Source organism: Polaromonas sp. (genome assembly GCF_010365105.1).
GTDB lineage: Bacteria > Pseudomonadota > Gammaproteobacteria > Burkholderiales > Burkholderiaceae_C > Polaromonas.
Genome location: NZ_JAAFGZ010000015.1, coordinates 32,778 through 58,938 on the forward strand (window position 1 = coordinate 32,778; position 26,161 = coordinate 58,938).

Annotated in this window: 21 protein-coding genes; 9 read left to right on the plus strand and 12 right to left on the minus strand. The window is 64.7% G+C overall.

What is annotated here, in order from left to right; all coding sequences use genetic code 11:
- Complete coding sequence (locus GZ092_RS11410) at window positions 1–1,200, minus strand: HAMP domain-containing sensor histidine kinase (RefSeq protein ID WP_293636518.1); 1,200 nt, start codon at window positions 1,198–1,200, stop codon at window positions 1–3.
- A 165-nt stretch (window positions 1,201–1,365) separates the two neighbouring features.
- On the opposite strand from GZ092_RS11410, the gene GZ092_RS11415 reads away from it, so the two are divergent.
- Both GZ092_RS11415 and GZ092_RS11420 read left to right on the plus strand, forming a co-directional pair.
- Window positions 1,366–2,034, plus strand: coding sequence for a helix-turn-helix transcriptional regulator (locus tag GZ092_RS11415; RefSeq protein ID WP_293636520.1), 669 nt, complete (start codon window positions 1,366–1,368; stop codon window positions 2,032–2,034).
- Window positions 2,035–2,120: 86 nt separating this feature from the next.
- The gene (locus GZ092_RS11420; protein WP_293636522.1) at window positions 2,121–2,888 is read left to right on the plus strand and encodes a type III pantothenate kinase; all 768 of its coding nucleotides are present in this window, start codon (window positions 2,121–2,123) and stop codon (window positions 2,886–2,888) included.
- Window positions 2,889–2,989: 101 nt separating this feature from the next.
- Here the strand turns inward: GZ092_RS11420 and GZ092_RS11425 are convergent, their stop codons facing one another.
- Window positions 2,990–4,447, minus strand: a complete 1,458-nt coding sequence (locus tag GZ092_RS11425) for a wax ester/triacylglycerol synthase family O-acyltransferase (protein WP_293636523.1) — start codon at window positions 4,445–4,447, stop codon at window positions 2,990–2,992.
- Window positions 4,448–4,720: 273 nt separating this feature from the next.
- On the opposite strand from GZ092_RS11425, the gene GZ092_RS11430 reads away from it, so the two are divergent.
- Entirely contained in the window at window positions 4,721–4,975 is a 255-nt protein-coding gene (locus GZ092_RS11430) for an acyl-CoA-binding protein (RefSeq protein ID WP_293636524.1), read from the plus strand.
- A gap of 100 nt (window positions 4,976–5,075) precedes the next feature.
- Here the strand turns inward: GZ092_RS11430 and GZ092_RS11435 are convergent, their stop codons facing one another.
- From GZ092_RS11435 to GZ092_RS11455, 5 genes are all read right to left on the minus strand, one after another.
- Complete coding sequence (locus tag GZ092_RS11435) at window positions 5,076–6,053, minus strand: tripartite tricarboxylate transporter substrate binding protein (protein ID WP_293636525.1); 978 nt, start codon at window positions 6,051–6,053, stop codon at window positions 5,076–5,078.
- A gap of 61 nt (window positions 6,054–6,114) precedes the next feature.
- Window positions 6,115–7,053 carry a hydroxymethylglutaryl-CoA lyase gene (locus GZ092_RS11440; RefSeq protein ID WP_293636526.1) on the minus strand — a complete coding sequence of 313 codons (939 nt, stop codon included), beginning with the start codon at window positions 7,051–7,053 and terminating at the stop codon, window positions 6,115–6,117.
- An 80-nt stretch (window positions 7,054–7,133) separates the two neighbouring features.
- Complete coding sequence (locus tag GZ092_RS11445; RefSeq protein WP_293636528.1) at window positions 7,134–8,369, minus strand: CaiB/BaiF CoA-transferase family protein; 1,236 nt, start codon at window positions 8,367–8,369, stop codon at window positions 7,134–7,136.
- 33 nt (window positions 8,370–8,402) lie between these two features.
- Window positions 8,403–9,338 (minus strand): LysR family transcriptional regulator, encoded by a 936-nt coding sequence (locus tag GZ092_RS11450; RefSeq protein ID WP_293636530.1) that lies wholly within the window; start codon window positions 9,336–9,338, stop codon window positions 8,403–8,405.
- Between the two features lie 15 nt (window positions 9,339–9,353).
- Complete coding sequence (locus GZ092_RS11455; RefSeq protein WP_293636531.1) at window positions 9,354–9,701, minus strand: polyhydroxyalkanoic acid system family protein; 348 nt, start codon at window positions 9,699–9,701, stop codon at window positions 9,354–9,356.
- A gap of 460 nt (window positions 9,702–10,161) precedes the next feature.
- Here GZ092_RS11455 and GZ092_RS11460 point away from each other — a divergent pair, with 460 nt between their 5' ends.
- Entirely contained in the window at window positions 10,162–12,984 is a 2,823-nt protein-coding gene (locus GZ092_RS11460; protein ID WP_293636532.1) for a PAS domain S-box protein, read from the plus strand.
- Here GZ092_RS11460 and GZ092_RS11465 read toward each other — a convergent pair.
- Together GZ092_RS11465 and GZ092_RS11470 are read right to left on the minus strand one after the other, a co-directional pair.
- Complete coding sequence (locus GZ092_RS11465; protein WP_293636534.1) at window positions 12,974–14,107, minus strand: aminopeptidase; 1,134 nt, start codon at window positions 14,105–14,107, stop codon at window positions 12,974–12,976. The two genes, GZ092_RS11460 and GZ092_RS11465, sit on opposite strands and share 11 nt — an antisense overlap.
- Before the next feature lie 16 nt (window positions 14,108–14,123).
- Window positions 14,124–16,226 carry a molybdopterin oxidoreductase family protein gene (locus tag GZ092_RS11470; RefSeq protein WP_293636536.1) on the minus strand — a complete coding sequence of 701 codons (2,103 nt, stop codon included), beginning with the start codon at window positions 16,224–16,226 and terminating at the stop codon, window positions 14,124–14,126.
- A gap of 151 nt (window positions 16,227–16,377) precedes the next feature.
- Between GZ092_RS11470 and GZ092_RS11475 the strand changes: the two genes are divergently transcribed.
- From GZ092_RS11475 to GZ092_RS11490, 4 genes are all read left to right on the plus strand, one after another.
- Window positions 16,378–17,514: an ABC transporter substrate-binding protein gene (locus GZ092_RS11475; RefSeq protein WP_293636538.1), complete on the plus strand. Its 1,137-nt coding sequence runs from the start codon at window positions 16,378–16,380 to the stop codon at window positions 17,512–17,514.
- A gap of 320 nt (window positions 17,515–17,834) precedes the next feature.
- On the plus strand, window positions 17,835–18,701 hold the full coding sequence (locus tag GZ092_RS11480) for a decaprenyl-phosphate phosphoribosyltransferase (RefSeq protein ID WP_293636540.1): 867 nt from the start codon (window positions 17,835–17,837) through the stop codon (window positions 18,699–18,701).
- Window positions 18,698–19,669 (plus strand): lysylphosphatidylglycerol synthase transmembrane domain-containing protein, encoded by a 972-nt coding sequence (locus GZ092_RS11485; RefSeq protein ID WP_293636542.1) that lies wholly within the window; start codon window positions 18,698–18,700, stop codon window positions 19,667–19,669. Before GZ092_RS11480 ends, GZ092_RS11485 begins: the two co-directional genes overlap by 4 nt.
- 124 nt (window positions 19,670–19,793) lie before the next feature.
- On the plus strand, window positions 19,794–21,344 hold the full coding sequence (locus tag GZ092_RS11490) for a glycosyltransferase family 39 protein (RefSeq protein WP_293636544.1): 1,551 nt from the start codon (window positions 19,794–19,796) through the stop codon (window positions 21,342–21,344).
- Between the two features lie 150 nt (window positions 21,345–21,494).
- On the opposite strand, the gene GZ092_RS11495 is transcribed toward GZ092_RS11490, so the two are convergent.
- From GZ092_RS11495 to GZ092_RS11505, 3 genes are all read right to left on the minus strand, one after another.
- A complete protein-coding gene (locus GZ092_RS11495; RefSeq protein WP_293636546.1) occupies window positions 21,495–22,268 on the minus strand; it encodes a hypothetical protein in 774 nt (257 codons plus the stop codon).
- 55 nt (window positions 22,269–22,323) lie between these two features.
- Window positions 22,324–22,995: a TetR/AcrR family transcriptional regulator gene (locus tag GZ092_RS11500; RefSeq protein ID WP_293636548.1), complete on the minus strand. Its 672-nt coding sequence runs from the start codon at window positions 22,993–22,995 to the stop codon at window positions 22,324–22,326.
- A 231-nt stretch (window positions 22,996–23,226) separates the two neighbouring features.
- Window positions 23,227–23,847, minus strand: coding sequence for a phasin family protein (locus GZ092_RS11505; protein WP_293636550.1), 621 nt, complete (start codon window positions 23,845–23,847; stop codon window positions 23,227–23,229).
- 234 nt (window positions 23,848–24,081) lie between these two features.
- Between GZ092_RS11505 and GZ092_RS11510 the strand changes: the two genes are divergently transcribed.
- Window positions 24,082–26,076 carry an SDR family oxidoreductase gene (locus GZ092_RS11510; protein ID WP_293636552.1) on the plus strand — a complete coding sequence of 665 codons (1,995 nt, stop codon included), beginning with the start codon at window positions 24,082–24,084 and terminating at the stop codon, window positions 26,074–26,076.
- Window positions 26,077–26,161 lie beyond the last annotated feature (85 nt).

Consider the following 26,161-nt stretch of genomic DNA (forward strand, 5'->3'; position numbering starts at 1 on the left):
TCAGGCCGGCGCGAGCGGCAGCTCCAGCGTGAAGACAGCGCCGATGGCGTAACCTGACTTCACCTGGATGCGGCCCCCTGCGCTGCGCACCACCTGCTGGCAAAAAGCCAGGCCCAGGCCATGCCCGGTGCTGCGGTTGCTGGAGAAAAAGGGCTTGAAAATATGCGCCAGCAAGGCCGGATCGACACCAACGCCGTCATCTGCCACGGCAATGCGCCCGCCGTTGGCTCCGCAGTCAACCGTGATGCGCAGCGCACCGGCGGCATATGCCGAATCGGCGGCGGCCAGGGAATGCAGGGCGTTTTTCATCAGGTTCATCAGCACCTGGGAGAACTGCGCCGGAGAGCCGCAAAAGCTGAAGTCATGGTGGATGTCCACCCTGACGCACTCGCGCTGGCGGCTGGAGCTGTAGGGATAGGCCGCGACGGTTTCGCTGACCAGGCCGGCAGCGCCGATGGCTTCGCTGTAGTGCGGCAGCTGCAGCAGCTTGGCATTGGCAATCTGGGTGTCGATCTGGTGGTTCATGGCGCGTACCAGGGTCTGCAGGCGCTGTCCCAGCTGCTCGAGCTTGGCGGCGCGAGGATGCGCCTGCTCGCGCCGGATTTCCATTTGCAGCGCGTCCCCGATCAGCGATGCCGTGGACAGCGGCGTGCGCAGCTCGTGCGCCATGATGCCCATGGTGGCCAGCGTGTGCGCCAGCTGGTCGCGCCGCAGGTTGGCCGACGACAGGCCGAGCAGCAGCGCGCAGGTCCAGCTGAAGGCGATGACCACCGCATCGACGGGGTTGGCCTGCAGGCCGTTCGGCATCAGCCAGGCAAACAGCGCCCACGACAGCAGGGCACCACTCACGGTGCCTGCCGTGGCGATGCGCCAGTCGGTCAGTTGGTAGTAGCACACCATCATCGTGCAGATGGTGGCCAGCCAGGCGCCGCTGCCGGCATTGCAAAAGTACATCCAGCTGAAAAAAAGCGGAATTTCGATCCACAGGACCAGCGTGATGAGCCGCTGCGTGGCAGGCTTGGAAAAATCCCGGCTCAGCCCGGGCAGCAGCAGCGTGGCGGCCAGCAGGCCCATCAGGCCGCGCAGCCACAGGTTTTCGTAGGGCTGCACCAGCCAGCGTGACCAGATCCAGCCGAACACGGGCTGGCCCAGCATCGCTACCAGGCCCAGAAGCCGCATGCGCCACGGCGATGCATGCAAAATCGGCTCCAGCGGCGCGAGTGTCCCGCGACCTGGTGCATGCTTTAAAAATTGTGAGGTGCGGCGAATTTTGTTCCATCTGGCGTTCGGCCAGAGCCTGCGTATCGACCCATAAACTTCTCTGGCCCTTTGGATCATTGTCTCTGTTCTTCCCCTTTATCACCGATGCAACTACCTGCTAACTTTGACAGCATCTGCCTGGACGGCATCATGAGCGACTGGCTGTCGTCCCTGCGTGAAAACTCGGTCGAGGCGCTGGTGGTGCTGGGTCCCGACCCGTTCGCAGGACAGGAGTGCCGGCTGGTGCTGGCCGTGCATCCGCCGCGTCTGGTCGAAGCGGCGCAGGCGCTGGCGGCCAGCCAGGACTTCGGCGCGCCCTGGCGCGACTCCGATGCGCCGCTGGTGGCCTGGCAGGACATTTCCCGGTCGGCTTTCGGGGACACGGGCCAGTGGCGCAGGTTGTGGCTGGCGCATGGCTTTCAGAGTGTCGTGCGCATCGCCTTTCCGCTGACCGTGGGCCGCGCGTTCGAATGCTACCTGTTCAGCGCGCGCCAGTGGCCTGACCGCAGCGAGCCGTCGCAGCTGGCCTGGTCGGCGCTGAACATCTGGCCGCTGCTCAAGCGCGCGCTGGCCCAGGCGCGCAACCCGCTGAGCCCGCGTGAACTGGAATGCCTGGAAATGGCGTTCCAGGGCATGACCGCGCGCAAGACCGGCGAGATGCTGGTGTGCAGCGAACGCACCGTCAACTTTCACCTGGCCAACGCCATGGGCAAGCTCAAGGTGGACAACAAGCTGGCGGCGGTGCAGCGCGCCTGCTGGTTCGGCCTGATCTGATCCCGCGCGGCGGGGTACCCCATGACTGGAAAACCTTCATCGATCAGGTGCTGGCCGTGGCACAAACCTGTTCATAATTCAGCCCCATGACTTTCCTTGCGCTTGATGTGGGTAACACCCGCCTGAAATGGGCCCAGTACGACGCTCCGGTGCTGGGCGCCAAGCTGCTGGCCCATGGCGCGGTGTTCCTGGAAAACATCGACCGGCTCGCCGAGGAAGACTGGCATGGGCTGGCCGAGCCTTCAGCCATCCTGGGCTGCGTGGTGGCGGGCGACGCCATCAAGCGGCGCCTGGCCGAGCAGATGGAAATCTGGGACGTTCTGCCCCGCTGGGTGATTTCGAGTCCGGAGGAGGCCGGCCTGAGCAACGGCTACGACCATCCGGCGCGGCTCGGCTCCGACCGCTGGGTGGCCATGATAGGCGCGCACCACCGGCTGCTGGCGCGCGGCATCCGCAAGCCCTGTCTGGTGGTGATGGTGGGCACCGCCGTCACGGTCGAGGCCATCGACGCATCGGGCAGGTTTCTGGGCGGCATCATTTTGCCCGGCCACGGCATCATGCTGCGCGCGCTCGAGTCGGGTACGGCCGGGCTGCATGTGCCGACCGGCGAGGTGCGCGACTTTCCGACCAACACCAGCGATGCGCTGACCAGCGGCGGCACCTTTGCCATTGCCGGCGCAGTCCAGCGCATGGTCGACAACCTCACGCGCCACTGCGGCGAGGCGCCCGAATGCATCATGACCGGCGGCGCCGGCTGGAAAATGGCGCCCAGCATGACGGTCGGCTTCGAACTGGTCGACAACCTGATCTTCGACGGCCTGCTGGAGATTGCCTCCCGGCGTTTCAAGGTTTGATGCTATTTAATTAATAGCATCTTGTGCCCGTGGATAAAGCGTGGAAGGCTGTTTTTATTCATATTTGATGCGTATGAAGTGCGTGCCGCAACAGTCCGCCTTCATGCCCGGTCCCACGGCAGCATCAGCGTCACCATCGACAGCCGGGCAAACTCCGGCATGAATTCGTCAACGATGCGCTGCGGCTCGGGGCACAGCGCGCTGTCGGTGATGACGCCGAACTGAACGCCGCCACCGTAGCTCAGGATCGACACGCCCAGCCCGACATCGCCCGACTGCGGCACCCAGAACATAGTCTGCTCCAGCGTGGCGCCGCAGAACCGCAGCTTTTCGCCCGGCCCCGGGACATTGGTCATCACCGCCGTGGTCTTTTTCGAGAAGATGTCGAGCATCGCGTCCTGCGCAGGTTTGGGCAGCAGGCCCGCCACAGCCAGCAGGCCAAAGGCCAGCAACGGCTGGTAGCTGCCCTTGAGCGCGGCCATGCGCCGGCGCACCTCGTAGACCCGCTCGACCGGGTTGTCCATGCCGATGGGCAGCAGCAACGGCGCCAGGCCAAAGTGGTTGCCCAGCGTGGGGCTGGGCGATGGCTGCCGCAGGTTGACCGGCACCATGGCGCGGATGTTCTGGCCGTCCACGTCGTCGCCGTGCGACTTCAGGTATTCGCCAAGCGCGCCGGCCAGGCAACTGAGCAGCACATCGTTGAGCGAGCAGCCCAGCACCTTGCCAACCGCCTTCACCTCATCCAGCGGAAGCGGCTGGCACCAGGCGACCTGCTTGCGGCCGCAGGACTTGCCTTTGAGCCGCGTGGCCGAGTCGTCCGGCATCAGTGCCAGCGCGGCCGAATCGCCCGCCACCTGCAGCAGCAGCCGGGCCGTGTCCAGCGAGCCCTTTACGCCCGCCTCGATGCCGCGCTCGAGCCCCAGCCCGCCGCCCGGCTGGTTCAGCCGGCCGAACGAACGCGCCGCGCCGTCGCCCAGCGCATCGAGCGCCCGGACCGCCAGATGCGTCAGCGGCGTGAGCACGCTGCCGACCATCCACGCCTGCGCGTCCTGGGGTGCGGCTGCCGCGCCCTGTTCGCCGGGAACGGGCGGCGGCGCGCCGCCATCGGCCATGGACATGATCACGCCGAGCAGCGCAATGCCGTCGGCAATGCAGTGGTGGATGCGCAAGATCATCGCGCTGCCGCGCACGCCCTCGGGGCTGATGTAGTGCTCGATCAGGTGGAACTGCCAGAGCGGCCGGTGGCGGTCCAGCGGCTGGCTGGCGAGTTCGGCCACGCGCGCCTGCAGGGCTGATTCTTCGGCGCCCGGGACGCAGGCCGGCAGCTTTTCACGCAGCACATGGCGCGCCAGGTCAAAGTGGCGGTCAGCCATCCAGGAAGCACCGGTCGCGTCCTGCACCGCGCACTGGCGGAAACGGTCGTAGCGGACCAGGGTGTTTTCAATGCGTTCGCAGACTGCCGCGTACTTCACGCCAGGGGCCAGCTGCCACACGCCGGTGATCTGCATCAGGTTGCCCGGGTTGTCCATGCGCAGCCAGGCGGTGTCAACCTTGCTCATGCGTTCATCCGGCAAGTACGCTCGCCAAGGCGGGGGGTCGGCAGGTTTTTCCGGCTTTCGGAGCGCTGTTTGTTTCGGCAGGATACGGGCTGGTCTTTTGCCTGCCGAAGACCCTGTAACGCGTGTGACCATCAATCATTCCCCCTGTGCAAAACCGCTCCGGACTGGAGAGGCCCGCCTATTTTGCGGGGAACTTGTCGCTAAGATAACCGGCAGTTACCCGAAGCCTTCCCTTCGGGGACTCACTGCAAAAAATCGAACGGAGCATTTCCCATGTCAGACCTGAAAGCGGCTTTTGACCAAGCCATGCTGGATTCCAAAAACCTCAGCGAGCGGCCCGACAATGCCACGCTCCTGAAGCTTTACGCGCTCTACAAGCAGGGCAGCGCGGGCGACAACCTGGAGAAAAAGCCTGGCTTCAGCGACATGGTGGCGCGCGCCAAATGGGACGCCTGGAGCCGGCTCAAGGGAACGTCGCAAGACGAGGCGATGCAGCAGTACATCGACCAGATCAAGGAACTCGGTTGATCCGGCTTTCGTCAAAAAAATCATAAAAAAAGCCTTTTCCGCAGGCAGGGCCGTCGTATTTAGCTATTGATTTGATAGCTTATCCGTGCGCCCGGCGGTTTCAGTCGGCCTTGATGTTGGCCAGCTTTATCACGCGGCTCCACATGGTGCGTTCGCTGGTGCCCAGCGCAGCGAGCGCCGGGCCGTCCATGGCGACGGCCTTGGCACCCTGGTCTTCGGCGCGCTTTTTGAAATTTTCCGATTCCACCACCTGCCGGATGGCCAGCGACAGCCGGCCCTGCAGGTCGGCGCTCAAGCTGTTCGGGCCATACACCGCAAACCACGAGGTCGCAACCAAGGGTACGCCGGCTTCGGTGGCGGTCGGCACACTGGGCAGGGCCGCCAGGCGCGTGCGGCCGGTCACCATCAGCGCCTTGAGCTTGCCGGCGCGGATGTGCGGCAGCAGCGGCGGCGGCGTGGTGATGGTGAAGTCCACCGTGCCGGCCAGCAGGTCGTTCAGCGCCGGGCCGGTGCCACGGTACGGGATGTGCACCATGAAGGTCTTGGTCAGGTCCTTCAGCAGTTCGGTGGTGACATGCTGCAGCGAGCCGTTGCCGCTGGACGCGTAGTTGACCTTGGCCGGATGGGCCTTCACGTATTTCAGGAAATCGGCAAACGTGTCGGCCGGAAAATCGGCGCGTACCACCAGCAGTTGCGGCGCGTCGATCAGGTGGCCCAGCGGCTTCAGGCTGGTGGCCGGGTCGAAGCCTGCAACCGGCTGGATCAGCGGCGTGATGCACTGGTAGCCTGAATACTGCACCAGCAGGCTGGTGCCATCGGCCGGCCCGCGCGCCACCAGCTGGCCGGCGATGTTGCCGTTGCCGCCGCCCCGGTTGTCCACCACCACCGCCGTCTGCAGGATGCGGCCCAGCGGCTCGGCCAGCATGCGCGCGGCAATGTCGGTGGTGCCGCCGGCCGCCGTGGGAACCACCAGCGTCAGTGTCTTGCCGGCAAGCTGCGCGCGCACCGGGTTCAGCCAGGCGGCCGCGCTCAGTGTTGCAACGGTGGTCATGAGGGTTCTGCGGGAAATAGGGTTCATGTCTGTCTCTGGGTTGGTTTGTTGTCGGGTGATGGGTCGGGCCGGGGCCCGGGCTGCACGCTCAGGCGAACTGCGCGCGCAGCGACGCCACGAAGCTTGGTGCCGGATGCAGGTCGGTGATGCGTCCGGCCTTGGCGACCTGGCCGGGCACGTCATGGCCGACGATCTGCGGCATCATGCGCGCCACGGCCAGCAGCTTGGGCAGGTTGATGCCGGTGTCGTAGCCCATCGCGTCGAGCATGTGGATGGCGTCCTCGCTGGTCACGTTGCCGCTGGCGCCGGGCGCATACGGGCAGCCGCCCAGGCCGCCGAGCGAGCCGTCCAGGCGCGTGATGCCGCTTTGCACGGCGGCCAGCACATTGGCCAGGCCCATGCCGCGCGTGTTGTGAAAGTGCAGGGTCAGCTGCAGGGCCGGAAAATGCTGTTGCAGCGCCTCGGCCATGCGGCTGACCTGTGCCGGATGCGCCATGCCGGTGGTGTCGCAAATCGTCAAGCCGCGCACGCCCAGACCGGCAAAGCGCTCGGCCCAGCGCAGCAACTCGCCCTGTGGCACATCGCCTTCCATCGGGCAGCCGAAGCCGCACGACAGCGAGACATTGATGGGCGTGCCGCCATCGACATGGCGAATCACCTCCGACAGCGCCGCAAAACTTTTGTCGCGCGGCATGCGCAGGTTCGCCAGGTTGTGCGTCTCGGACACCGACATCACCAGGTTCAGTTCGTCGGCGCGCGATTCGAGCGCCCGCTCGGCGCCGCGCAGGTTGGGCACCAGCACGGTGTATTCGACGCCCGGTGCGCGGTGGATGCGGCCCATGACTTCCTCGGCATCGCGCAGCATCGGGATGGCCTTGGGCGAGGTGAAGGATGTCACCTCGATCTTGGCGTAGCCACACTCGCCGAGCGCATCGACCAGCGCGACCTTGTCGTCGGTGGCGATGAAGCGGGCTTCGTTCTGGAAGCCGTCGCGCGTGGCGACTTCGTTAAAGAACAGGGCCCCCACGCTTTTCACTGCGTGTAATGCGCTGCCCCCCGAGGGGGCTGTGCTTGCTTGGGGCGGCCCTGCGCGGCGCACGATGCGTGTCATTGGCTTGCTCCTGCAACGATGCCCTGGTCTTTCAGGGTCTTGATCTGTTCGGGCGACAGGCCCATCTCGCTCAGCACGGCGTCGGTGTCCTGGCCAATGCCGGGTGCGTTGCGGCGGTGGCTGCCCGGCGTGCGTGACAGCTTGGGCACGATGCCCGGCACGGCCAGCAGGCTGCCGTCGTCCATGCGCACTTCGTCCAGCATGCCGCGCGCCCGGTAATGCGGGTCGGCGGCGATGTCGGCCACGGTGTAGATGCGGCCGGCCGGCACCGCGACGGCGTCCAGCGCCGCCAGCACCTCGTCCACCGTGCGCTGGGCGGCCCACTGGCCGATGGCGTCGTCGATTTTTTCCACCTGGGCGACGCGGCCGGCGTTGTCGGCCAGCGCCGGGTCCGCGCCCAATTCAGGGCGGCCGATGGTATTCATCAGCCTTTTAAAAATGCTGTCGCCATTGCCGGCAATGAGCGCATAGCCCGCGTCCCGGCAGCGGTAGGCATTGCTGGGCGCGATGCCGGGCAGGGCGCTGCCGGCCGCGCCGCGCACCGCGCCGAACGCGCTGTATTCGGGCAGCAGGCTTTCCATGCAGTTGAACACTGCCTCGTACAGTGCCACGTCGATCACCTGGCCTTGCCCCGAGCGCTGGCGCTCCTGCAGCGCCAGCAAGATGCCGATCACGCCGTGCAGTGCGGCCAGCGTGTCGCCGATGCTCACGCCGACGCGCACCGGCACCCGGCCGGGCTCGGCGGTCAGGTGGCGCAGGCCGCCCATGGCCTCGGCCACCACGCCGAAGCCCGGCTTGTCGCGGTAGGGACCGGTCTGGCCGTAGCCGCTGATGCGCAGCATGATCAGGCGCGGATTGAGTTTGAGCAGCGCGTCGGGGCCGAGGCCCCAGCCTTCCATCGCGCCGGGGCGGAAGTTTTCGATCAGCACGTCCGATTCAGTGGCCAGCCGGCGCACGATGTCCTGCGCCGCCGGTTGCTTGAGGTCCAGCGCAATCGAGCGCTTGTTGCGCGACTGCACCTGCCACCACACCGAGGTGCCGTCTTTCAGCAGCCGCCACTTGCGCAGCGGGTCGCCTGCGCCGGGCGTCTCGATCTTGATGATGTCGGCGCCAAAGTCGGCCAGTGTCTTGGCGGCGAACGGGCCGGCAATCAGCTGGCCAAGTTCCAGCACCTTCAGGCCGGCCAGCGGACCGGGGACGGGTGAGGGGGTTGAGCAGTCTTGGGTAGGCATGGCGGCGAGTGTGCCGCCGCAGGCGCGGGCCGTCTATTCCTGCTTTGCCGTGCCGGCGTTCGCATTTTGCGAAGGCCCGGCCAGAAAATCCAGCAGCGACAAGATGCCCGCGTCCAACTGGCCCTTTGCACAGGCCACCAGCAGGCGGCGCTGCGCCCACGGATCGGCCAGCGGACGCCAGCGGATGTTCATGGCCTTGACCATCGGCAGGCAGGTCGCCTTGGGCAGGATGGCAATGCCCAGCCCAGAGGCCACCATGTGGCACACGGCATCGAAACTGCGCACCTGCATGCGCAGCCTGAACGGCCGGTGCGCGGCCAGCGCCGACTGTTGCTGCTGCTGCAGCATCGCTGCGCCGGCGGTCAGGCTGATCCATTCCTCGTCCAGCGCATCGGCAAAGGCCAGCGGTGTCTTGGTTCCGGCGAGCCGGTGCCCGGCGGGCAGCACCAGCACCAGCTCATCCTGGCGAAACAGCCGTGTGTCCAGCCCGTCGGTGGCTGGCCCCTCGACAAACACGGCCACATCGGTGCGCCGTTCACGCAGCGCGGTGGCCACGGCGTCGGACACCTGTTCCTCCACGTCGATCTGCACCTGCGGATGCAACTGGCCGTATTGCGCCAGCAGGGGCGGCAAAAACTGGCTGATGGCTGCGCTGCTGGCGCACAGGTGGATGTGGTGCGCGGTGCCCCGGCGCAGGTCGGCCAGCTCGGCGCCGAGCTGGTCCATGGTTTGCAGCAGCCTCAAGCCGTGCTTGACGAAGACGCGTCCGGCGGCGGTCGGCTGCAGGCCGCGCGCATGGCGGTCAAACAGGGGCTCGCCCAGCGCATCCTCCAGTTCCCGGATGCGCCGGCTGGCCGCGCCCAGCGCCAGGTGCGCGCCGCGTGCCGCTGCCGTCAGGCTGCCGGTCTGGGCACATTCCACCGCCAGGCGGATCGACACCAGGTCAAACCGGGCAAGGTTGTAGCGCATGGCTGGCCTGGTTGTTCAGGCGGTTTTCTTGCGGTGACCTGTTTTTTTGGCCGCCACCTTGGGTACGTCGGCCTTTTTGGCAATCAGCGTATCGAGGTTCCTGACAATCTCGGCTTCTATTTTTTCCTTGAAGGCGCCCAGCAGGAAACCCAGCTTCGCTGCCAGTTCGAAACCTTCTTTCGTCACGCTCAGCGTGCCGTGGACGCCGGTCCGGCTGAAACTGACGAGGTCGCTGGTGGTGCCTTCTTCATAGGTGCATTCCATGCCAAATTCCGCTTCGGCCTGCTCGGCCCATTTGAAGGCGATCAGGCGTGCTTCATGCAACCCCAGAGTGTGTTCGCGATGAATGTGAATGTCAGCCATGGGTTCTCCGGGTAGGTAATGGGTCAGGATGGTTTGCCGCCTGCCACCAGGGCAATCGGGCAGACCACTGGACCGCATCATAAAACTGCAGCGCGAGACAGCGAGACAGCGAGACAGCGAGACAGCGAGACAGCGAGACAGCCCTGCGGCGAAATGTTGACAACTATTTTTGAAAAATCGGGAACGGCATAAAACGTTGAATTCGTTCAAAGTGTAAATTTTTATGAAAACTGTTAACCTAGAGTCGTAAAGCGCTTTCAATTCAACGCTTTACATTGCTGTTGATTTTGCTGAATTGGCGCTAACCAGCCGTCCGCAGAATACCTCAGCACATCGTTCCTGCAGGCCGGCTGGCCTGTGCCTTCAACGCCAGCGGCATTTCGCCACGGACACATGCAAAGCGGCCCACAGGTCGCGGGAGCCCATTCAATGACCTGTTTTTCCCCTTCACGGTCTGGACATGACGACTGAAAGCGAGCCGATGGGCTATTCCATCACCGCCTCGCTCCTGGCGGGTGTGCTGGAGTCGGCCATGGACGCCATCATCACGGTGAATGCGCGGCAAAAAATCATCCTGTTCAACGAGTCGGCCGAGAAGATGTTTGGCTGGTCCCGGCAGGAAGTGCTGCAGCAGCCGCTCGAAAGATTGATTCCTGGACGCTTTCGCCATAACCATGCCGGGCAGATCGATCAGTTTGGAACCAAGGGCACGACGCTGCGGAGCATGGGAAACCTGGCCACTGTCATTTATGGGCTAAGGGCCAATGGAGACGAATTTCCAGTCGAGGTCTCGATCTCGCAAGTCGATACGCCCGAAGGCAAGCTGTACACCGCGATTGTGCGAGACATCACCGGCCTGCACGCCTCGCAGGCTCGACTCAAGCTGCTGGAAGTCAGCATTTCCCACTTGAACGACATGGTGGTCATCACCGAAGCCGAGCCGGTGGGTGTACCGGGGCCGCGCATCGTTTTTGTCAATGCCGCGTTTGAGCGCCACACCGGTTACAGCCGCGAAGAGGTGATTGGGAAAACGCCGCGCCTGCTGCAGGGCCCGCTGACACAACGGACCGAACTCGACCGTATTGGCGCAGCCCTCAGGAATTGGCAGCCGGTGCGGGTCGAACTGATCAATTACACCAAAAGCGGACAGGCTTTCTGGGTCGAAATCGACATCGTTCCCGTCGCCGATGCCAAGGGCTGCTTCACCCACTGGGTTTCGGTGCAGCGCGACGTCACCGAGCGCAAGCGGGCCGGGCAGGCGCTGGTGGACAGCGAAAGGCGCTATGCCACGCTGTTTGCCTCGGCACCGTTGCCGATGTGGGTGTTCGAGCCGGCGGGCGGCCAGCTTCTGAAGGTCAACCAGGCCGCCACTGATGAGTATGGCTATTCGGAAGCCGAGTTCATGGCGATGACGCTGTCCGACATTCACACCGGCACCGAACCGGCGTGCCTGCCCCATGATTCAGCCGATGCCGCGCAGAAGCGGCAGGGGCCGTACCCGCATCGGCGCAAGGACGGTTCACAGTTTTTCGTTGATGTGATGGCCCGGGCGATCGAGTTCGACGGTCAGCCGGCGTGTTTCCTGCTGGCGCTGGACACCACGGCCCAGGTCAGGGCCGAAGCGGAGGTGCGCGAGCATCTGTTCACCCTGCAGCGTGCCGCCGACGCTGCCCAGGCGATCACCGTGCACCTGACCATCGACGGCATGGTGCAGGAACTGGCGGACCAGGCACGCGGCGTGATCGGCGCACACCAGGCGGCGGTCAGCCTTGCCGTGGATGGCGACTGGACAAATGCCGTTCATGCGCTTTCGCTGTCCGGCGACTATTTACCCTGCCGCAGCCAGTTGCCGCTGGCCCACGGCAGCAGCATCTACACCCGTGGCACCAACCGCACCCGTCCGGTCCGCCTGACACAGGCCGAAGTGCAGACGCATCCCGGCTGGTGCCAGGTCGGCAGCCCTGCCGACCGGGACCGCATGATGCGCGGCTGGCTGGCCGTGCCCCTGACAAGCCGCGATGGCCGGCATATCGGCGTGCTTCAGTTGTCTGGCAAGTACGAAGGCGATTTCACCCAGCAAGATGAGTACGTCGCGACAGAAATGGCACAGCTGTCGTGCATTGCCATAGAAAATGCCCGCCTTATGCAGGAGGTCAGCCAGCTCAACACCGGGCTGGAGAAGAAGGTCGGCGAACGCACGGCCGCGCTGGCGCACCAGGAGGCGCTGTTTCGCGCCCTGGCCGAGCAGGCGCCGCAGATCATCTGGACCACCGACCCGAACGGCGAGGTCACCTACCTGAACCACGCATGGTTCGATCTGATGGGCGGTACGCTGAAAGACTGGAGGGGGTGGCAGTGGACCGCCGCGCTCCACCCCGAAGACATCGCCGATCTGAAGCAGAACTGGACACTGGCGCGGGCAGGCAACCTGCCTTTTGCCGGCATTCGGCGCTGGATGTGCCATGACGGCAGCATTCACACCATGGCGTACCGCGCTTCCCCGGTGCTTGACGCGCAGGGCGCAGTGTCCTTCTGGGTTGGCATTGACGCCGATGTGACCGAGTTCAAGCTGATCGAGGAGGCCCTGCGCCGGTCCAACGAAGAGCTTGAAGCCTTTTCCTATTCGGTGTCGCATGACCTGCGCGCGCCGCTGAGCACCATCAACGGCTTCAGCTCCCTGCTGGCCCGGCAGCTGACGGCAGACGGCAACGAAAAGGTCAGGCATTGCCTGACACGTATCCAGCAAGGCGTGGCGAAAATGGGCGGCCTGATCGAGGACTTGCTGTCGCTGGCGCGGGTAACGCGTACCCGCCTGTGCTACCAGCAGGTCGATCTGTCCGCCATGGCGCGCCGTATTCTGGACGAGTGGCAAGTGCGCCAGCCGGAGCGTGTGGTCACAACGCAGATTCAAGACGGCCTGCTGGCCCAGGGGGACGAAACGCTGCTCAGGGTGGTCATGGAAAACCTGCTGGGCAATGCCTGGAAATTCAGCGTCCGGAAGGCCGAGGCGCGGATCAGCGTCGGCCAGCAACTGGATGCCGCCGGCCAGCCGGTGTTTTTTGTCCGTGACAACGGCGCCGGGTTTGACATGGCGCATGCAGAAAAGCTGTTCCTGCCCTTCGAGCGCCTGCATACACTGTCGGAATTCCCCGGGTCCGGCATCGGCCTGGCCACCGTCAGCCGCATCATCGGGCGCCACGGCGGCCGGCTGTGGGCTGACGCCTCACCCGGGCTCGGGGCGACGTTTTACTTCACGCTTCCCCGGCAGGCGCTCACTGCCTGAGCGGCAGATGGCCGGATTCGGCCATGGCGGCCCAAGCGGGCAGGGGGTCGGCCTTCAGGCGTGCATCACGCTCGGCCCGGGGCAGCGCGGCCAGCTGCCTGACAGCGCCGTAGAAGCGTTGCCAGTCGCGGCCTTCGCGTTCAAACAAGGCTTCGAAAGCCGGCACCCCTTCGTCATACGCCGCCTGGGCGCCAAAGGACGCATTGTTGGCGCGCGCCACCCACGGGTCGTAGCCGGCATAACCGTCCCAGGTGGCCCGCAGCTCGGCATACTTTTCCCTGAAATGCTGCATTGCTATTTTTTTAAGAGCTAGCTGCGCCCGTGGGTCCTGCGCAGAAGCCTTGTTTGACTCATAAATGGCGGTCAATTCCCGGCGTGTGGCCGCCGCCAGTGCCCGGAACTGCCGACGCCGCCCGTCAAAGCGCTGGTAGGCCTGGCGGGCGTCGTCGTTCCCCTTACCGGCAGGCGCGTCCAGCCAGCGCTCCACGCCCAGCCGCTCGACAGCCGTGGCGAACGATTCGTTGAACCCGGTGTCGCCGGGGGCGTAGGCCACCTGGTGCGCCAGCTCGTGAAACACCAGCCGCGCCAGTTCGCCGTCCGGGTAGCCAATGAAGGTGCTCAGCAGCGGGTCGCCGCCGGCCCAGTTCATCCAGCCCAGCGTGGAATAGGCCGGCACGCCATAGACGCTGGTTTCCAGTCCCTGAGCGGCCAGCCGGTCCGCCTCCGCACGGGCCTCGGCCTCGCTGAAATACCCCCGGTAGCCGACGCAGCCGGCCACCGGAAAACACCAGGTCCTGAGCGTCAGCGACAGCTCGGGCGCCGCCACCACGTTCCAGACGACGGCGCTGCGGTGCAGGTCGGCATAGCGCTGGTAGCTCGGGTTGTCGGGCAGCCCGAGTTCGGTCACGGCAAAGCGGCGGATGCGCTGCGCCAGCGCCAGCCGGGTTTTCAGCGGCGCCGGCGTCTGCGCATCGCCCAGCCAGTCGTTCACCGGGCGGGCGGCATTAAGCATCGTCAGGTGGCCGTTGACCGACTGCCAGTAGTAGCCCAGATCGGCGCAGCCCGCCAGGCTGGCTGCCGTCAGGGCGGCAGCCAGCAGCTGGTGGCGTCGGGTCCAGGCCATGTCCGGGTGTTCCTTCTCAAGCCGCCTGCACCTGCACCAGGCAGTCGTAGAACACCGGCCCGCGCCCCAGGTCGGTCAGGCGCTGGCTGGTCAGCTGGTTGACGTTGGTGCCGTCCAGGCCGAGCTTGCGCCACCAGATGCCCAGGCCATTGACCACGCCGGGCCGGGCGCGCAGCGAGACCTCTGCCTTGACCCGGTAGTCGCCGCGCGCATTGAACACCCGCACCACGGCGCCGCTGGCAATGCCGCGCGCGGCGGCATCGTGCGGGTGCATTTCCAGCACCGGCTCGCCCTCCATGGCGCGCAATGTCTTGACATTGACGTAGGTCGAATTCATGAAGTTGCGCGCCGGCGGCGAGATCATGGCCAGCGGAAAGTCGGCCGACGAGCCGGCGGCCTCATGGTTGGGCAGATGGTCGGGCAGCCCGTCCAGGCCCTGCGCGGCCAGCCGTTCGCTGAAGAACTCGCATTTTCCCGACGGCGTGGGAAAGCCGCCGTCGGCAAACGGCGCCTCGGGCAATGGCAAGGTCGCAAAACCCTGGTCCAGCAGCGTCTGAAAGTCCACCCGGTCGCCAAAAGCCGCGCGGCACAGCGTCTCGTCGTCGTCCCGGAAGCACGGCTCGGCAAAGCCCATGCGCGCGGCCAGTTCGCGAAACACCTGGGTGTTCGGCCGGCTCTCGCCCAATGGCGCAATCGCCGGACGGTTGAGCAGCACGTCGGTGTGGCCGTAGGTGGTGTGGAGGTCCCAGTGCTCCAGTTGCGTGGTGGCCGGCAGGATGAAATCGGCCTGGTCGGCGGTGTCGGTCTGGAACTGCTCCAGCACGACCGTGAACAGGTCGTCGCGCGCCAAGCCCTGCGCCACCCTGGCGGACTCGGGCGCCACCGCCAGCGGGTTGCTGTTGTAGACGATCAGCGCTTCGATCTTCGGGCCGAAGGCAGGCGAGCCTGGGCGCAACAGGTCGTCGCCGATGGTGCTCATGTTCACGGTGCGCGGCGTGCGCCCGGCCAGCAGGTCGGGCCGCTGCAGCGCCGCACGGTCCAGCGGAAACAGGCTGGACGAACTCATCAGCAGGCCGCCGGCCCGGTGCCGCCAGGCGCCAATCAGCGCCGGCAGGCAGGCCACGGCGCGGGTGGCATTGCCGCCGCCGCGCACCCGCTGCATGCCGTAGTTCAGGCGGATGGCCGCCGGCTGCCGGTCCACAAAACACTGGCCGTAGTCGCGTGCCAGGGTGCGGATCTGTTCGGCCGGCACGCCGCACACACCACCAGCGCGCTCTGGGCTCCACTGCAGCGCGCGCTCGCGCAGCGCCGGCCAGCCCAGTGTGTGGCGGGCGATGTAGTCATGGTCGAGCCAGTCGTGGGTGATCAACTCGTGCATCAGCGCCAGCGCCAGCGCGGCATCGGTTCCCGGCAGCAGGGCGATGTGTTCATGGCATTTTTCGGCGGTTTCGCTTTTGCGCGGGTCGATGCAGACCAGCCGGGCGCCATTGCGCTTGGCCACTTGCGCATAGCGCCAGAAATGCAGGTTGCTGCCAATCGAATTGCTGCCCCAGATGATGATCAGTTTCGAGTCAGCAAAGAACTCCACCCGCATGCCGACCTTGCCGCCGAGCGTCTGCGTCAGGCCTTCGGCGCCGGCCGCTGCGCAGATGGTGCGGTCGAGCAGCGACGCACCCAGCCGGTTGAAGAACCGCCCGGCCATCGCTTCACCCTGCACCTGGCCCATGGTGCCGCAGTAGCTGTAGGGAACAATCGCCTCCGGGTTTCGCGCGGCAATGGCTTTCAGGCGTTCGGCAATCTCGCCCAGCGCTGTGTCCCAGCTGACCGGCTCGAAGCGGCCGCTGCCCTTGGGGCCGGCGCGCCGCAGCGGGCTCAGCAGGCGTTCGGCATGGTAGGTGCGCTCGGTGTAGCGCGACACCTTGTTGCACAGCACGCCGCCGGTCTGCGGATGGTCGGGGTTGCCCTGCACGCGAATGGCTACGCCGTTTTCCACGGTGGTCAGCAGCGAGCAGGTGTCCGGGCAGTCGTGCGGACAGGCGCCGCGCACCTGCAGGCTGGCCGGTTGCGGCGCACGGGCCGACGGGGTTGCCGCAGGAAGCGGGATGGAATTTGAATGCATGCCTGCACTTTATAGCGATTGGCCAGCGTTTCCGGCCATTTGCCCGGGAAACCCTGATGCCGGGTTCGCCCGGACCGGTGAAATGGCCTGTACCAATAATGCTTTTTGATACAGTCGTACAAATTCAATACAACTTGTGGAAATTCAAGCCATGACGCTGACACGCAGAAAATTTTCCATCAGTTCGGGCGCAGCCCTGCTGGCCGGCTTTGCCACCGTGCGCGCCCAGTCCGAAGGCCGCATCGTCCTGGGTCAGTCGGCCGCCTTCACGGGTCCCGCCGCACAGCTGGGTATCCAGTTTCACCAGGGTGCCAGGGTTTATTTCGACCAGGTCAATGCCCAGGGTGGCATTGGCCGGCAGCAGATCGAGTTGCGCAAGCTGGACGACGGCTACGAACCGGCCCGCTGCGCCGAAAACACCAAAAAATTCATTGCCGACGACGTGTTCGCGCTGTTTGGCTACATCGGAACACCGACCAGCGTGGTGGCGCTGCCGATGGCGGTGAAGGAAAAAATTCCCTTCATCGCGCCGTTCTCCGGCGCCATGGCCCTGCGCGAACCGTTCAGCCGCTATGCCTTTCATGTGCGGGCGTCGTACAACGACGAAACCGCGCTGATCGTGAAACAGCTGACCAATCTGGGGCTGAAGAAAATCGCCGTGTTCTACCAGAACGATGCCTACGGCAAGGCCGGCCTGGACGGTGTCAACCTGGCGCTGGGGCGCCTGAGCCTCAAGCCGGTGGCCCAGGCCACGGTAGAGCGCAATTCGGTCGATGTGGCGCAGGCCGTCAAGACCCTGGTCGCCGCCGGGCCTGATGCGGTGGTGCAGATCGGCGCCTACAAGGCCTGCGCGGCCTTTATCCGCGAGGCCCGCAAGGCTGGCTACGGCGGCACCTTCTACAACGTGTCGTTTGTCGGCACGCAGGCGCTGGCCGACGAACTGGGCAAGGAAGGCGCGGGCGTGGTGGTGTCGCAGGTCGTGCCGTCGCCCTACAACCCGGCACGTCCGATTGCGCGCGAATTCGCCGACGCGGTGAAGGCCGTGGGCAACAAGGACGTGCAGGCCAACTTTTCCAGCATGGAGGGCTACCTGGCCGCCAAGCTTTTCACCGAGGGCCTCAAGCGGGCCGGAAGCAAGACGACCCGCGAATCGCTGATGGCCGGCCTCGAGAGCATCGGCACCCAGTCCTTTGGCGGTTTTGCGGTGTCGTTCGGACCCGGCGACCATGTGGCGTCGAGCTTTGTCGAACTTTCGATGCTGACCGGCGACGGACGCGTGCGGACCTGAGCGGCCGGTCAGACCCGCCCGGCGGGTGGCGCAAGCAAAGCCTGACCCGTTCAGGCTTTTTTTTGCCCGCTGGCCAGCCATCGTCGGGCGGGAGAGTCAGTTATGCTTGAAAGCAGATCCGGGCTGCGTGCGTGCGTCGCCGGTCAGCATCCCAAGCTTTTCATTTTCTGTTTTGTCATGGCGGGCCTGACCCGCAATTCATGTCCTTGCCAGGTTGGCATGGATCCGGGGTGCTGAAACCCCGGACCTGATCCGGTGCCGGGACGACACAGACTCCTGTCATTGCGCGTTAACTTTGAAAAAAGGCCTGAGTCGTTACGATGCTTTTTTCTTTTTCAAGCCTGTTGGCGCTCGTTCGCCTGATGCGGCCGCACCAGTGGGTCAAGAACGTCTTTGTGTTTGCCGGACTGGTGTTCAGCCAGCGCTGGGACGTTCTTGCACTGGACTTTTCGGTCCTGCAGGCTTTTGCCGCCTTCTGCTGCGTTTCCAGCCTGGTGTACATCCTGAACGACTGGCATGACCGTGCCAGCGACGCCCTGCATCCGGTCAAGCGCAAGCGTCCGCTGGCCAGTGGCGCGGTGACGGCTGTTCCTGCGCTGCTGCTTGCCGCCGCGCTGCTGGCCGCTGGCGTTGCGCTGGCCGCCGGCAACCGCACGCTGCTGCTGCTGCTGGCGCTGTATGTGGCGCTGAACATCGCGTACTCATGGGGCCTGAAGCAGGTGGCGGTGGTCGATGTGTCCATCATTGCGGCCGGTTTCATGCTCAGGCTGCTGGCCGGAACGGTCGCGGTCGGGATTCCGCCTTCGCGCTGGCTGCTGCTGACCGGGATTTTCATGACGCTGTACCTGGGCTTTTGCAAGCGCAAGGCCGAAAGCTTCCAGGAAGAATCCAGCCAGCGGGCGGTGATGGCGGGCTACCCGCCAGCGCTGATCGACACCTTCATCGCCACCACCATGACGGCGACGCTGACCACCTACAGCCTGTTCACCACCAGTCCCGAGGCGCAGCTCCAGCACGGCCAGCGGCTGATGTACACCGTGCCGGTGGTGGTTTTTGCGCTGCTGCGCTACACCTACCAGGTGCATCGCGGCCAGGGCGAGGACGTGGCGCGCGACCTGCTGCGCGATGGCTGGCTGCTGGGCGCCGGCGCGTTGTGGCTGTTCATTTTTCTGAGCCAGCGGTTTTGACGGCGTACAAGCAGCGCCCCGAGCCAGACCCGTCGCCATCACGCCCACAGGTCAGACTGCCGGTCAAGCAGTTGCTGCTGGTGCTGGGTCTGGTGGCCACGGTGTATGCGGCGGCGCTGCTGGTCTGGGGCGACAGCCCGCGCACGTCGCTGGCCCGCCTGTGGTCGCTGAACGGTTTGCTGGCAGCCAGCCTGTGCGTGCTGAACTACGGCCTGCGCGGCCTGCGCTGGCGCTTCTGGATGGCGCATTACGGGCGCCACTTCGGCCTGCTGCAGGGGCTGCGGCTGTACCTGGCTGGCTATGCGTTCACGCCCACGCCGGGCAATGTCGGCGAGGCCGTCAGGGGCCTGGTGCTGGCGCGCGAACCCCTGAACCTGCGGCAAAGCCTGGCCCTGTTTGGCGCAGAGCGCCTGGCCGACCTGCTGTGCCTGCTGCTGCTCTGCCTGCCTGCCGCCGCCTGGGCCTGGGAGCAGGGCGTGGTACAGCGGATGCCAGCCTGGGTGGTGTGGCCGCTGCTGGGCGGTGCGGTCGCGGCAATGCTTGGGGCTGCTGTGCTGTTCAGGTTGCGGTCGGGCGGGCTTCGGCTCCCTGGCTGGCTGCAGGACGCCTGGACGTGCCTGCGCCTGCGGCCGCTGGCCTGGTTTGGCCTGACGCTGGCCGCCTGGGCTGCGCAGGGCGTGGCGGTCTGGCTTGTCTGCAATGACATGGGCCTGTCGCTGGGGCTGGCGACGGCGACAGGTTTTTATGCCGTGGCCATGGTCGGCGGCGCCTTGTCGGCCCTGCCGGCGGGCCTGGGTGGCACCGAGGCGGTGCTGACCGGGCTGCTGGTGGCCTATGGCGCAGCGGCAGGCAGCGCCCTGGGCATGACCGTGATGGTCCGGCTGCTGACGCTGTGGCTGGCCGTGGCCATGGGCCTGCTGGCCTTGCTTTATAGTGCGGCCATCGCCCGGGACATCAGTTTTCGCTAGCTGTTTTCCATTTCATTTTTTTCTCTATCGACTGCGTTGCGGCACGTCATCGCCAGCCGGTCCCTGGACTGCTGCGTGCCTGTTGCCTGTCTGCAGCTTTCCTGCTGTTTATCCGATCCTTGCCATGTCCCACCATCCTGTCATTGCTTCTTCCCCGCAGGCGGTTTCTGCCACGCTGAGCCGCTGGCTGCTGGTCGCCGGGCTGGCGTCGCTGCTGCTGCGCTTCTGGATTGCGGCCACCTTTCCGATTTCCGGCGACGAGGCGTTTTTCTACTGGTGGGGCGTTTACCCCGACTGGGGCTACTCCGACCATCCGCCGATGGTCGGCTGGCTGATTGCGTTGATGCGCGCCACGCTGGGCGACAGCGTCGTGTCGATTCGCCTGCCGGCGGTGTTGCTGCCGCTGGCGCTGGGCGCGGCGCTGTGGTGGGCGCTGGCGCCGCTGGACCGGGTGCGGGCAGCCTGGGCGGTGTTGCTGTTCTGGCTGGCGCCGCTGAACTGGCTCTACGCCATCATCACCACCGACACGCCGCTGATCTTCTGGTCGATGCTGTCGGTGGCTGCCTTGATGCGGGCCGACCAGCGCATCCGTCTGGACCGCGCTGCCTACGGGCTGTATGCCCTGTCAGGCGTGTTCCTGGGCTGTGCTTTTTTGTCGAAGTATTTCTCGGTGGTGCTGGGGCTGACCTACGGGCTGTACTTTTTGCTTTACCGCCGCGAGCGGTTGGCAGGCCTGGCCCTGCTGGTAGCCTGCGCCTTGCCCGGCCCGGCCATCAACATTGCCTACAACGCGTCGCACGGCTGGTCGAACATCATGTTCAACGTCTACAACCGCAACCAGGATGCGGCGTTCGAATGGCGCAAGCCGCTGCTGTATGTCGGCATGATGGTTTACCTCGCCACGCCGGTGGCGGTCTGGCTGGCTGTGAAGCACCGCCAGGCGCTCAGGGCCAGCGCCCGGTCGCATCGCCTGCTGGCCTGCCTGGTGGTCGTGCCCCTGCTGTTTTTCATGTTGCTGTCGGCCAAAAAAGTCATTGGCCTGCACTGGGTGCTGTCGTTTTACCCCTTCGGTTTTGCCTGGCTGGCGTTTGCCCTGCCGGCCGACCGCCTCAAGACCTGCGCCAAAGGACTGGCGCTGTTTGCCGGCCTGCATGTCCTGGTGGTCGCCGGACTGTACCTGACGACGCTGGACACCTGGCGCAATGCCAAGATCTATCCGCAAATCGTTCGAAGCGTCAAGACGGCCGAAATCCTCCGGCAGGCCGACCGCCCGGGCGCGGTGCTGATGGCCGACTCCTACACCGCCGCGTCAATCTATGGTTTCGAGCGCCGCCAGTACATGCCGGTGTTCGGCGTGGGCCGGTTCCATGCGCGGCAGGACGACATGCTGGTGGATTTTTCGCTCTACCAGGGCAGGGCCGTGCGAATCCTCACGCCCGACAAGCCCGACCCGGAAGCCTTCAAGCCTTACTTTGACAGCGTCGCCGTGCAGGGCTTTATCCAGGACGGCGTGCCGTTCTACGTGGTCGAAGGCAGCGGATTCAATTACCCGGCCTACCGCCAGGGCGTGCTGGGCGAGGCCTTCCGGCAGTTCTACAACATACCGGCCTGGCTGCCCATGACCGGTTGCCCGTTTTGCGAGCGCTACTGCGGCCAGGTGCGCTGCCCGCGCTGAGGTTGCCGCGCAGCCCATGGCTGCCCGTCGCAGGCAAAAATAGCAGTAAAAAAGGCCGTTTCCGCAAGTACAGCATGCGTTGACAGCTATTAAAAAGAGAGTGTCTTGTTGGCTCTGCCCAGGCTTGCCGGCGCCAGCCCGGCCAGCGTTTCAGTCCTGCAGTTCCACCCGGGCCATATCCACGTCCAGTCGCTCCATGGCATCGAGCGCTTCGCAGGCTGCGGCCTGCTCGTAGAGCCGGGTGGCCTCTTTCATCCGCTTGTCGCCTTCAAGCATGACCATGCCGTTGGCATATTCGGTCATGGCGATGGCCGAGCCGGGATTGAGCTTCAGCGCTTCCCTGAACAGGGTCAGGCCGGTGTCCTTGCGGGCGCCGTAGGTCATGCTGCCGATCAGCGAGCCGACCTTGTCGATCACCTCGGCATGAAAGGCGGCCAGCGCGATATGCGCATCGGCATGCCGGGGCGCGAGTTGCAGGGTCTGCTCCAGCGCAGTCTTGACCTTGCTGCCCAGTCCCTGCGCCAGCGCTTTCGCCACGCTGATGCCCTGGCCGTAGCGTCCCAGGGCGTAAGCCTGCCAGTACCAGGCATTCGGATTTTTCGGGTCGGCTGCCTGCTGCGCCTCGGCCCGTTGCGCCGCTTCCAGGAACAGGTCGAGCTTGGATTTTTCCTTGTTTTCCAGGTAATTGGCGTAGATGCAGGTGGCCTTGTTGGCCACCGTGATGCCATCGCCGCCGGCTTTCAGTCCGGCCTCGGCCGCCTTCTGGAATTCGCCGTTGTGAAACAGCACCCAGGCCTTGAGCACCGCTGCATCCGTGGGCAGCGGTTCACAGTCGCCCTGGTGCAGCCGGGCCCAGTTTTGCGTCAGGCTGGCTGTGTCAAAGGCATAGGCGCCGGGATGGGTGAAAGGGTTCCATTTGGCCATGTTGTTGTCTCCTTGCGTCATTTTTATGCAGTCTTGCAGCCCGTGCCGCAATGCTTCAGGCCGGCAGGCTTGCCGGGCTGCTGTAAGCGCCCGCCAGGCTTTGCAGATGGCTTTTCTCGGCGGGCTCCAGATAGGGTATCAGCAGGCTCAGCACATGGAGCGCGCCGCGCATCAGGGCCGACTGGGCATTCTCCGGCTCCAGGGCATGGCGCGGATTGCGCACATATTCAAAGCTCAGCCAGTAGGTCAGCAGGACCACCATGCTGGTGGCCGTGGCATCGACTTCGCGCGAATCCATCGCCATGGCGCCAGACCGGCCCATGCCGCCGAGCATGGTCCTGACGGCGCGCGCCTTGTTCTTGAGCACCCACTGGAAATGCGTCTCCAGCCGCCGGTTCTTGCTCAGCAGGTCGTTCAGGTCGCGGTACAGAAAGCGGTGCTGCCAGATCAGCTCGAACAGCGTGTGCATGAAAAACCAGGCGTCCTCGACGTTGCGCACGCCGTCGCTGGCATTGAGCAGTTCATTGAGCGCCTGCTCGTAGCGGTCAAACAGCGAGTTGATCAGCTCGTCCTTGGCCGGGTAGTGGTAGTAAAGATTGCCCGGGCTGATGCCGAGTTCGGCAGAAATCAGGGTGGTCGATACATTGGGCTCGCCAAACCGGTTGAACAGTTCGAGCGTGACCTCCAGGATGCGCTCGGCGGTGCGACGCGGCGCTTTTTTCACCATAGTTGTCCCTGTTTGTTTTGTTCGCTGACTCTACCCCAGCGGCCCGTGGGAAGGAATCAGGAAAACCGCATGCAGGGCATTCGAGCGAGAAAGATTTCTGGGCGTACCGTCGAAAAATAGGGACATGACGTCCCTTTTCCATTTTTGCGGAGCTGTCCGCCCTCAGGCCGTCATTGCGCCTCAAGCATCGACTGCGTGCCAAACCCATCGCAGGCGCGTGCCAGCTGTAAGTTATTCAGCTGCGCTTGGCACGGCGCCTGTACTGCCCTGGGCGGGCGCGGCGGCCGATTTTTTGGTTGCGCGTTTGGCGGCTGGCCGCGCGGCTTTTTTGGCCGCAGGCGTAGCGGCCTGCAGCTTGGCGGTCTTGGCTGCGGCCTGGGCGCGTGGCTTGGCGGCTGGTTTTGCCGCCGGCCTGGCGGGCGAGACTGCGGCCGCACCAGCGCCCTTCAGTTTGCGCACCTGCTGGTCGAGCAGGTCGATGCGTTCTGCCAGTGCGTTCACGTCCCGGGCCAATGGCACGCCGAGTTTGCCCAAAGCCTTGGCCACGCGCTCCTCGAAAATGTTTTCCAGCTTGTCCCAGCGGTTGCCTGCCTTGGACTGGATGTCGCTGGCCATGTCGCTCATGCGACTGGTGGCTTCGTTGATCTTTTCTTCGGCGCTGGCCTGGGTCTTGCGCTGGATCGCCATGCCTTCCTTGACCAGGGTGTCGAACACCTTGCTGCCTTCCTCTTGTGCCTTGGAAAAAGCCCCCAACCCGGCCAGCCAGATCTGCTGGGCAGAGTCCTTGACGGCGCTGGAGAGTTGGGGGCCGGTTTTTTGGGCGGCGCTCATTTTTTGCAGTTTCTTGACCATGAAAGTCTCCTGGAGGGTTGGATGAATAAAGGACTGCGGCCCATCGCCGCACACCATGAAGAATGTAAGCCTGTGGCGTGCCGGTGTTTAGGGACAGGCTTCTAGATCGTTAGGCGGGTCGCTCTATGCAATTGCGCTGGATGGGGCCGGGTTCGCGGGTTTGTGCTGAATGAAGAAAGCCGCAAAGCTGAACAAAATGAAAATTTTGTCAGCCACGTCAATGCGGAGAATTCAATGAACTATTTCGTCACAGGCGCCACCGGTTTCATCGGCAAGCGGCTGGTCAGGAAACTGCTGGAGCGCAAGGGCAGCAAGGTCTATTTCCTGATCCGGCCCGAGAGCGCGGGCAAGGTGGCCGGACTGCGCGACTTCTGGGGCGTGGGCGCTGGCCGGGCGATTCCGGTGCATGGCGACCTGACGGGCAAGAAACTTGGCGTGAAGGCCGAGGAAATCAAAAAGTTGAAGGGCGAAATCAGCCATTTCTACCACCTCGCGGCAGTTTATGACCTGGAGGCCGACGAGCCAAGCCAGATCGCCGTCAACATCGACGGCACCCGCAACACGGTCGAGTTTGCCAAGGCGATCGATGCCGGGCATTTTCACCATGTCAGCTCGATTGCGGCAGCCGGCCTGTACGAAGGCGTGTTCCGCGAGGACATGTTCGAGGAGGCGGAAAACTACGAGCATCCGTATTTCAGGACCAAGCACGAGAGCGAAAAAATCGTCCGCAGCGAATGCAAGGTGCCGTGGACGGTATTTCGCCCGGCCATGGTGGTGGGCCACAGCGTGACCGGCGAAATGGACAAGGTCGACGGGCCGTACTATTTCTTCAAGCTGATCCAGCGCATCCGCAAGCTGCTGCCGTCCTGGATGCCCATGGTCGGCCTGGAAGGCGGCCGGATCAATATTGTTCCGGTCGATTTCGTCGTCGATGCGTTGCACCATATCAGCCACCAGGACCGGGTCGGCGGCAAGTGCTTTCACCTGGTGGACCCGGTCGGCTACCGCGTGGGCGATGTGCTCGACATCCTCAGCAAGGCGGCGCACGCGCCGCGCATGAACCTGTTTGTCAACGCCGCCTTGTTCGGCTTCATTCCCAGGGCGGTCAAGAAAGGCCTGATGGCGCTGGCGCCGGTGCGGCGCATGCGCAACGCCATCATGGCCGACCTGGGCGTTCCTGAAGACATCCTGACGTTCGTCAATTACCCGACGCGTTTTGACTGCCGCGAAACCCTGGCGGCGCTCAAGGGCAGCGGGATTGCCTGCCCGAACCTGAACGACTATGCCTGGCGGCTGTGGGACTACTGGGAGCGGCATCTGGACCCGGACCTGTTCATCGACCGATCGTTGCGCGGCACGGTCGGCGGCAAGGTGGTGCTGGTCACCGGCGGCTCGTCGGGTATCGGCCTGGCGACGGCGCACCGGTTTGCCGAAGCCGGCGCCACCACGATCATTTGCGGCCGCGACCAGGACAAGCTCAATGAAGCCTGCCAGGAAGCCGAGGCCAGGGGTCACCGTTTCATCGCCTATCCGGCCGACATTGCCGACATGGCCGACTGCGACCGCTTCATCAAGACGCTGATTGATGCGCATGGCGGCGTCGATTTCCTGATCAACAATGCCGGGCGTTCGATCCGCCGCGCCATCGAAGGCAGCTACGAGCGTTTTCATGATTTCGAGCGCACCATGCAGCTCAATTATTTTGGCAGCCTGCGCGTGACCATGGGCCTGCTGCCCGGCATGGCGCAAAGGGGCGCAGGCCATGTGGTCAACATCAGTTCCATCGGCGTGCTGACCAATGCGCCGCGCTTTTCCGCCTATGTGGCCAGCAAGGCCGCGCTGGACGCCTGGACGCGCTGCGCATCGAGCGAGTTTGCCGACGTGGGCATCAGCTTTACCACCATCAACATGCCGCTGGTTCGCACGCCGATGATAGCGCCGACCAACCTGTACAACAACGTGCCGACGCTGGCGCCCGAAGAAGCGGCCGAACTGGTGGCGCAGGCCTGTATCTTCAAGCCGGTGCGTATCGCCACCCGCCTGGGCATTGCCGGGCAGGTGCTGCATGCCTTGATGCCGCGCATCGCCCAGATCGCGATGAACACCAGCTTTCGCATGTTCGCCGATTCATCGGCCGCGAAGGGCGAGAAGGGCGCCAGGGATGACAAGGCCAAGCTGTCCCCCGAAGCGCTGGCGATGCAGCAGATGATGCGCGGGGTTCATTTCTGAACGGAGGTCGGCGCTGGCAGGTACCAAGTATGCTATGAAAAAAATAGCAATAAGCGCTTATACAACAAGCGGATAAGCCATTATT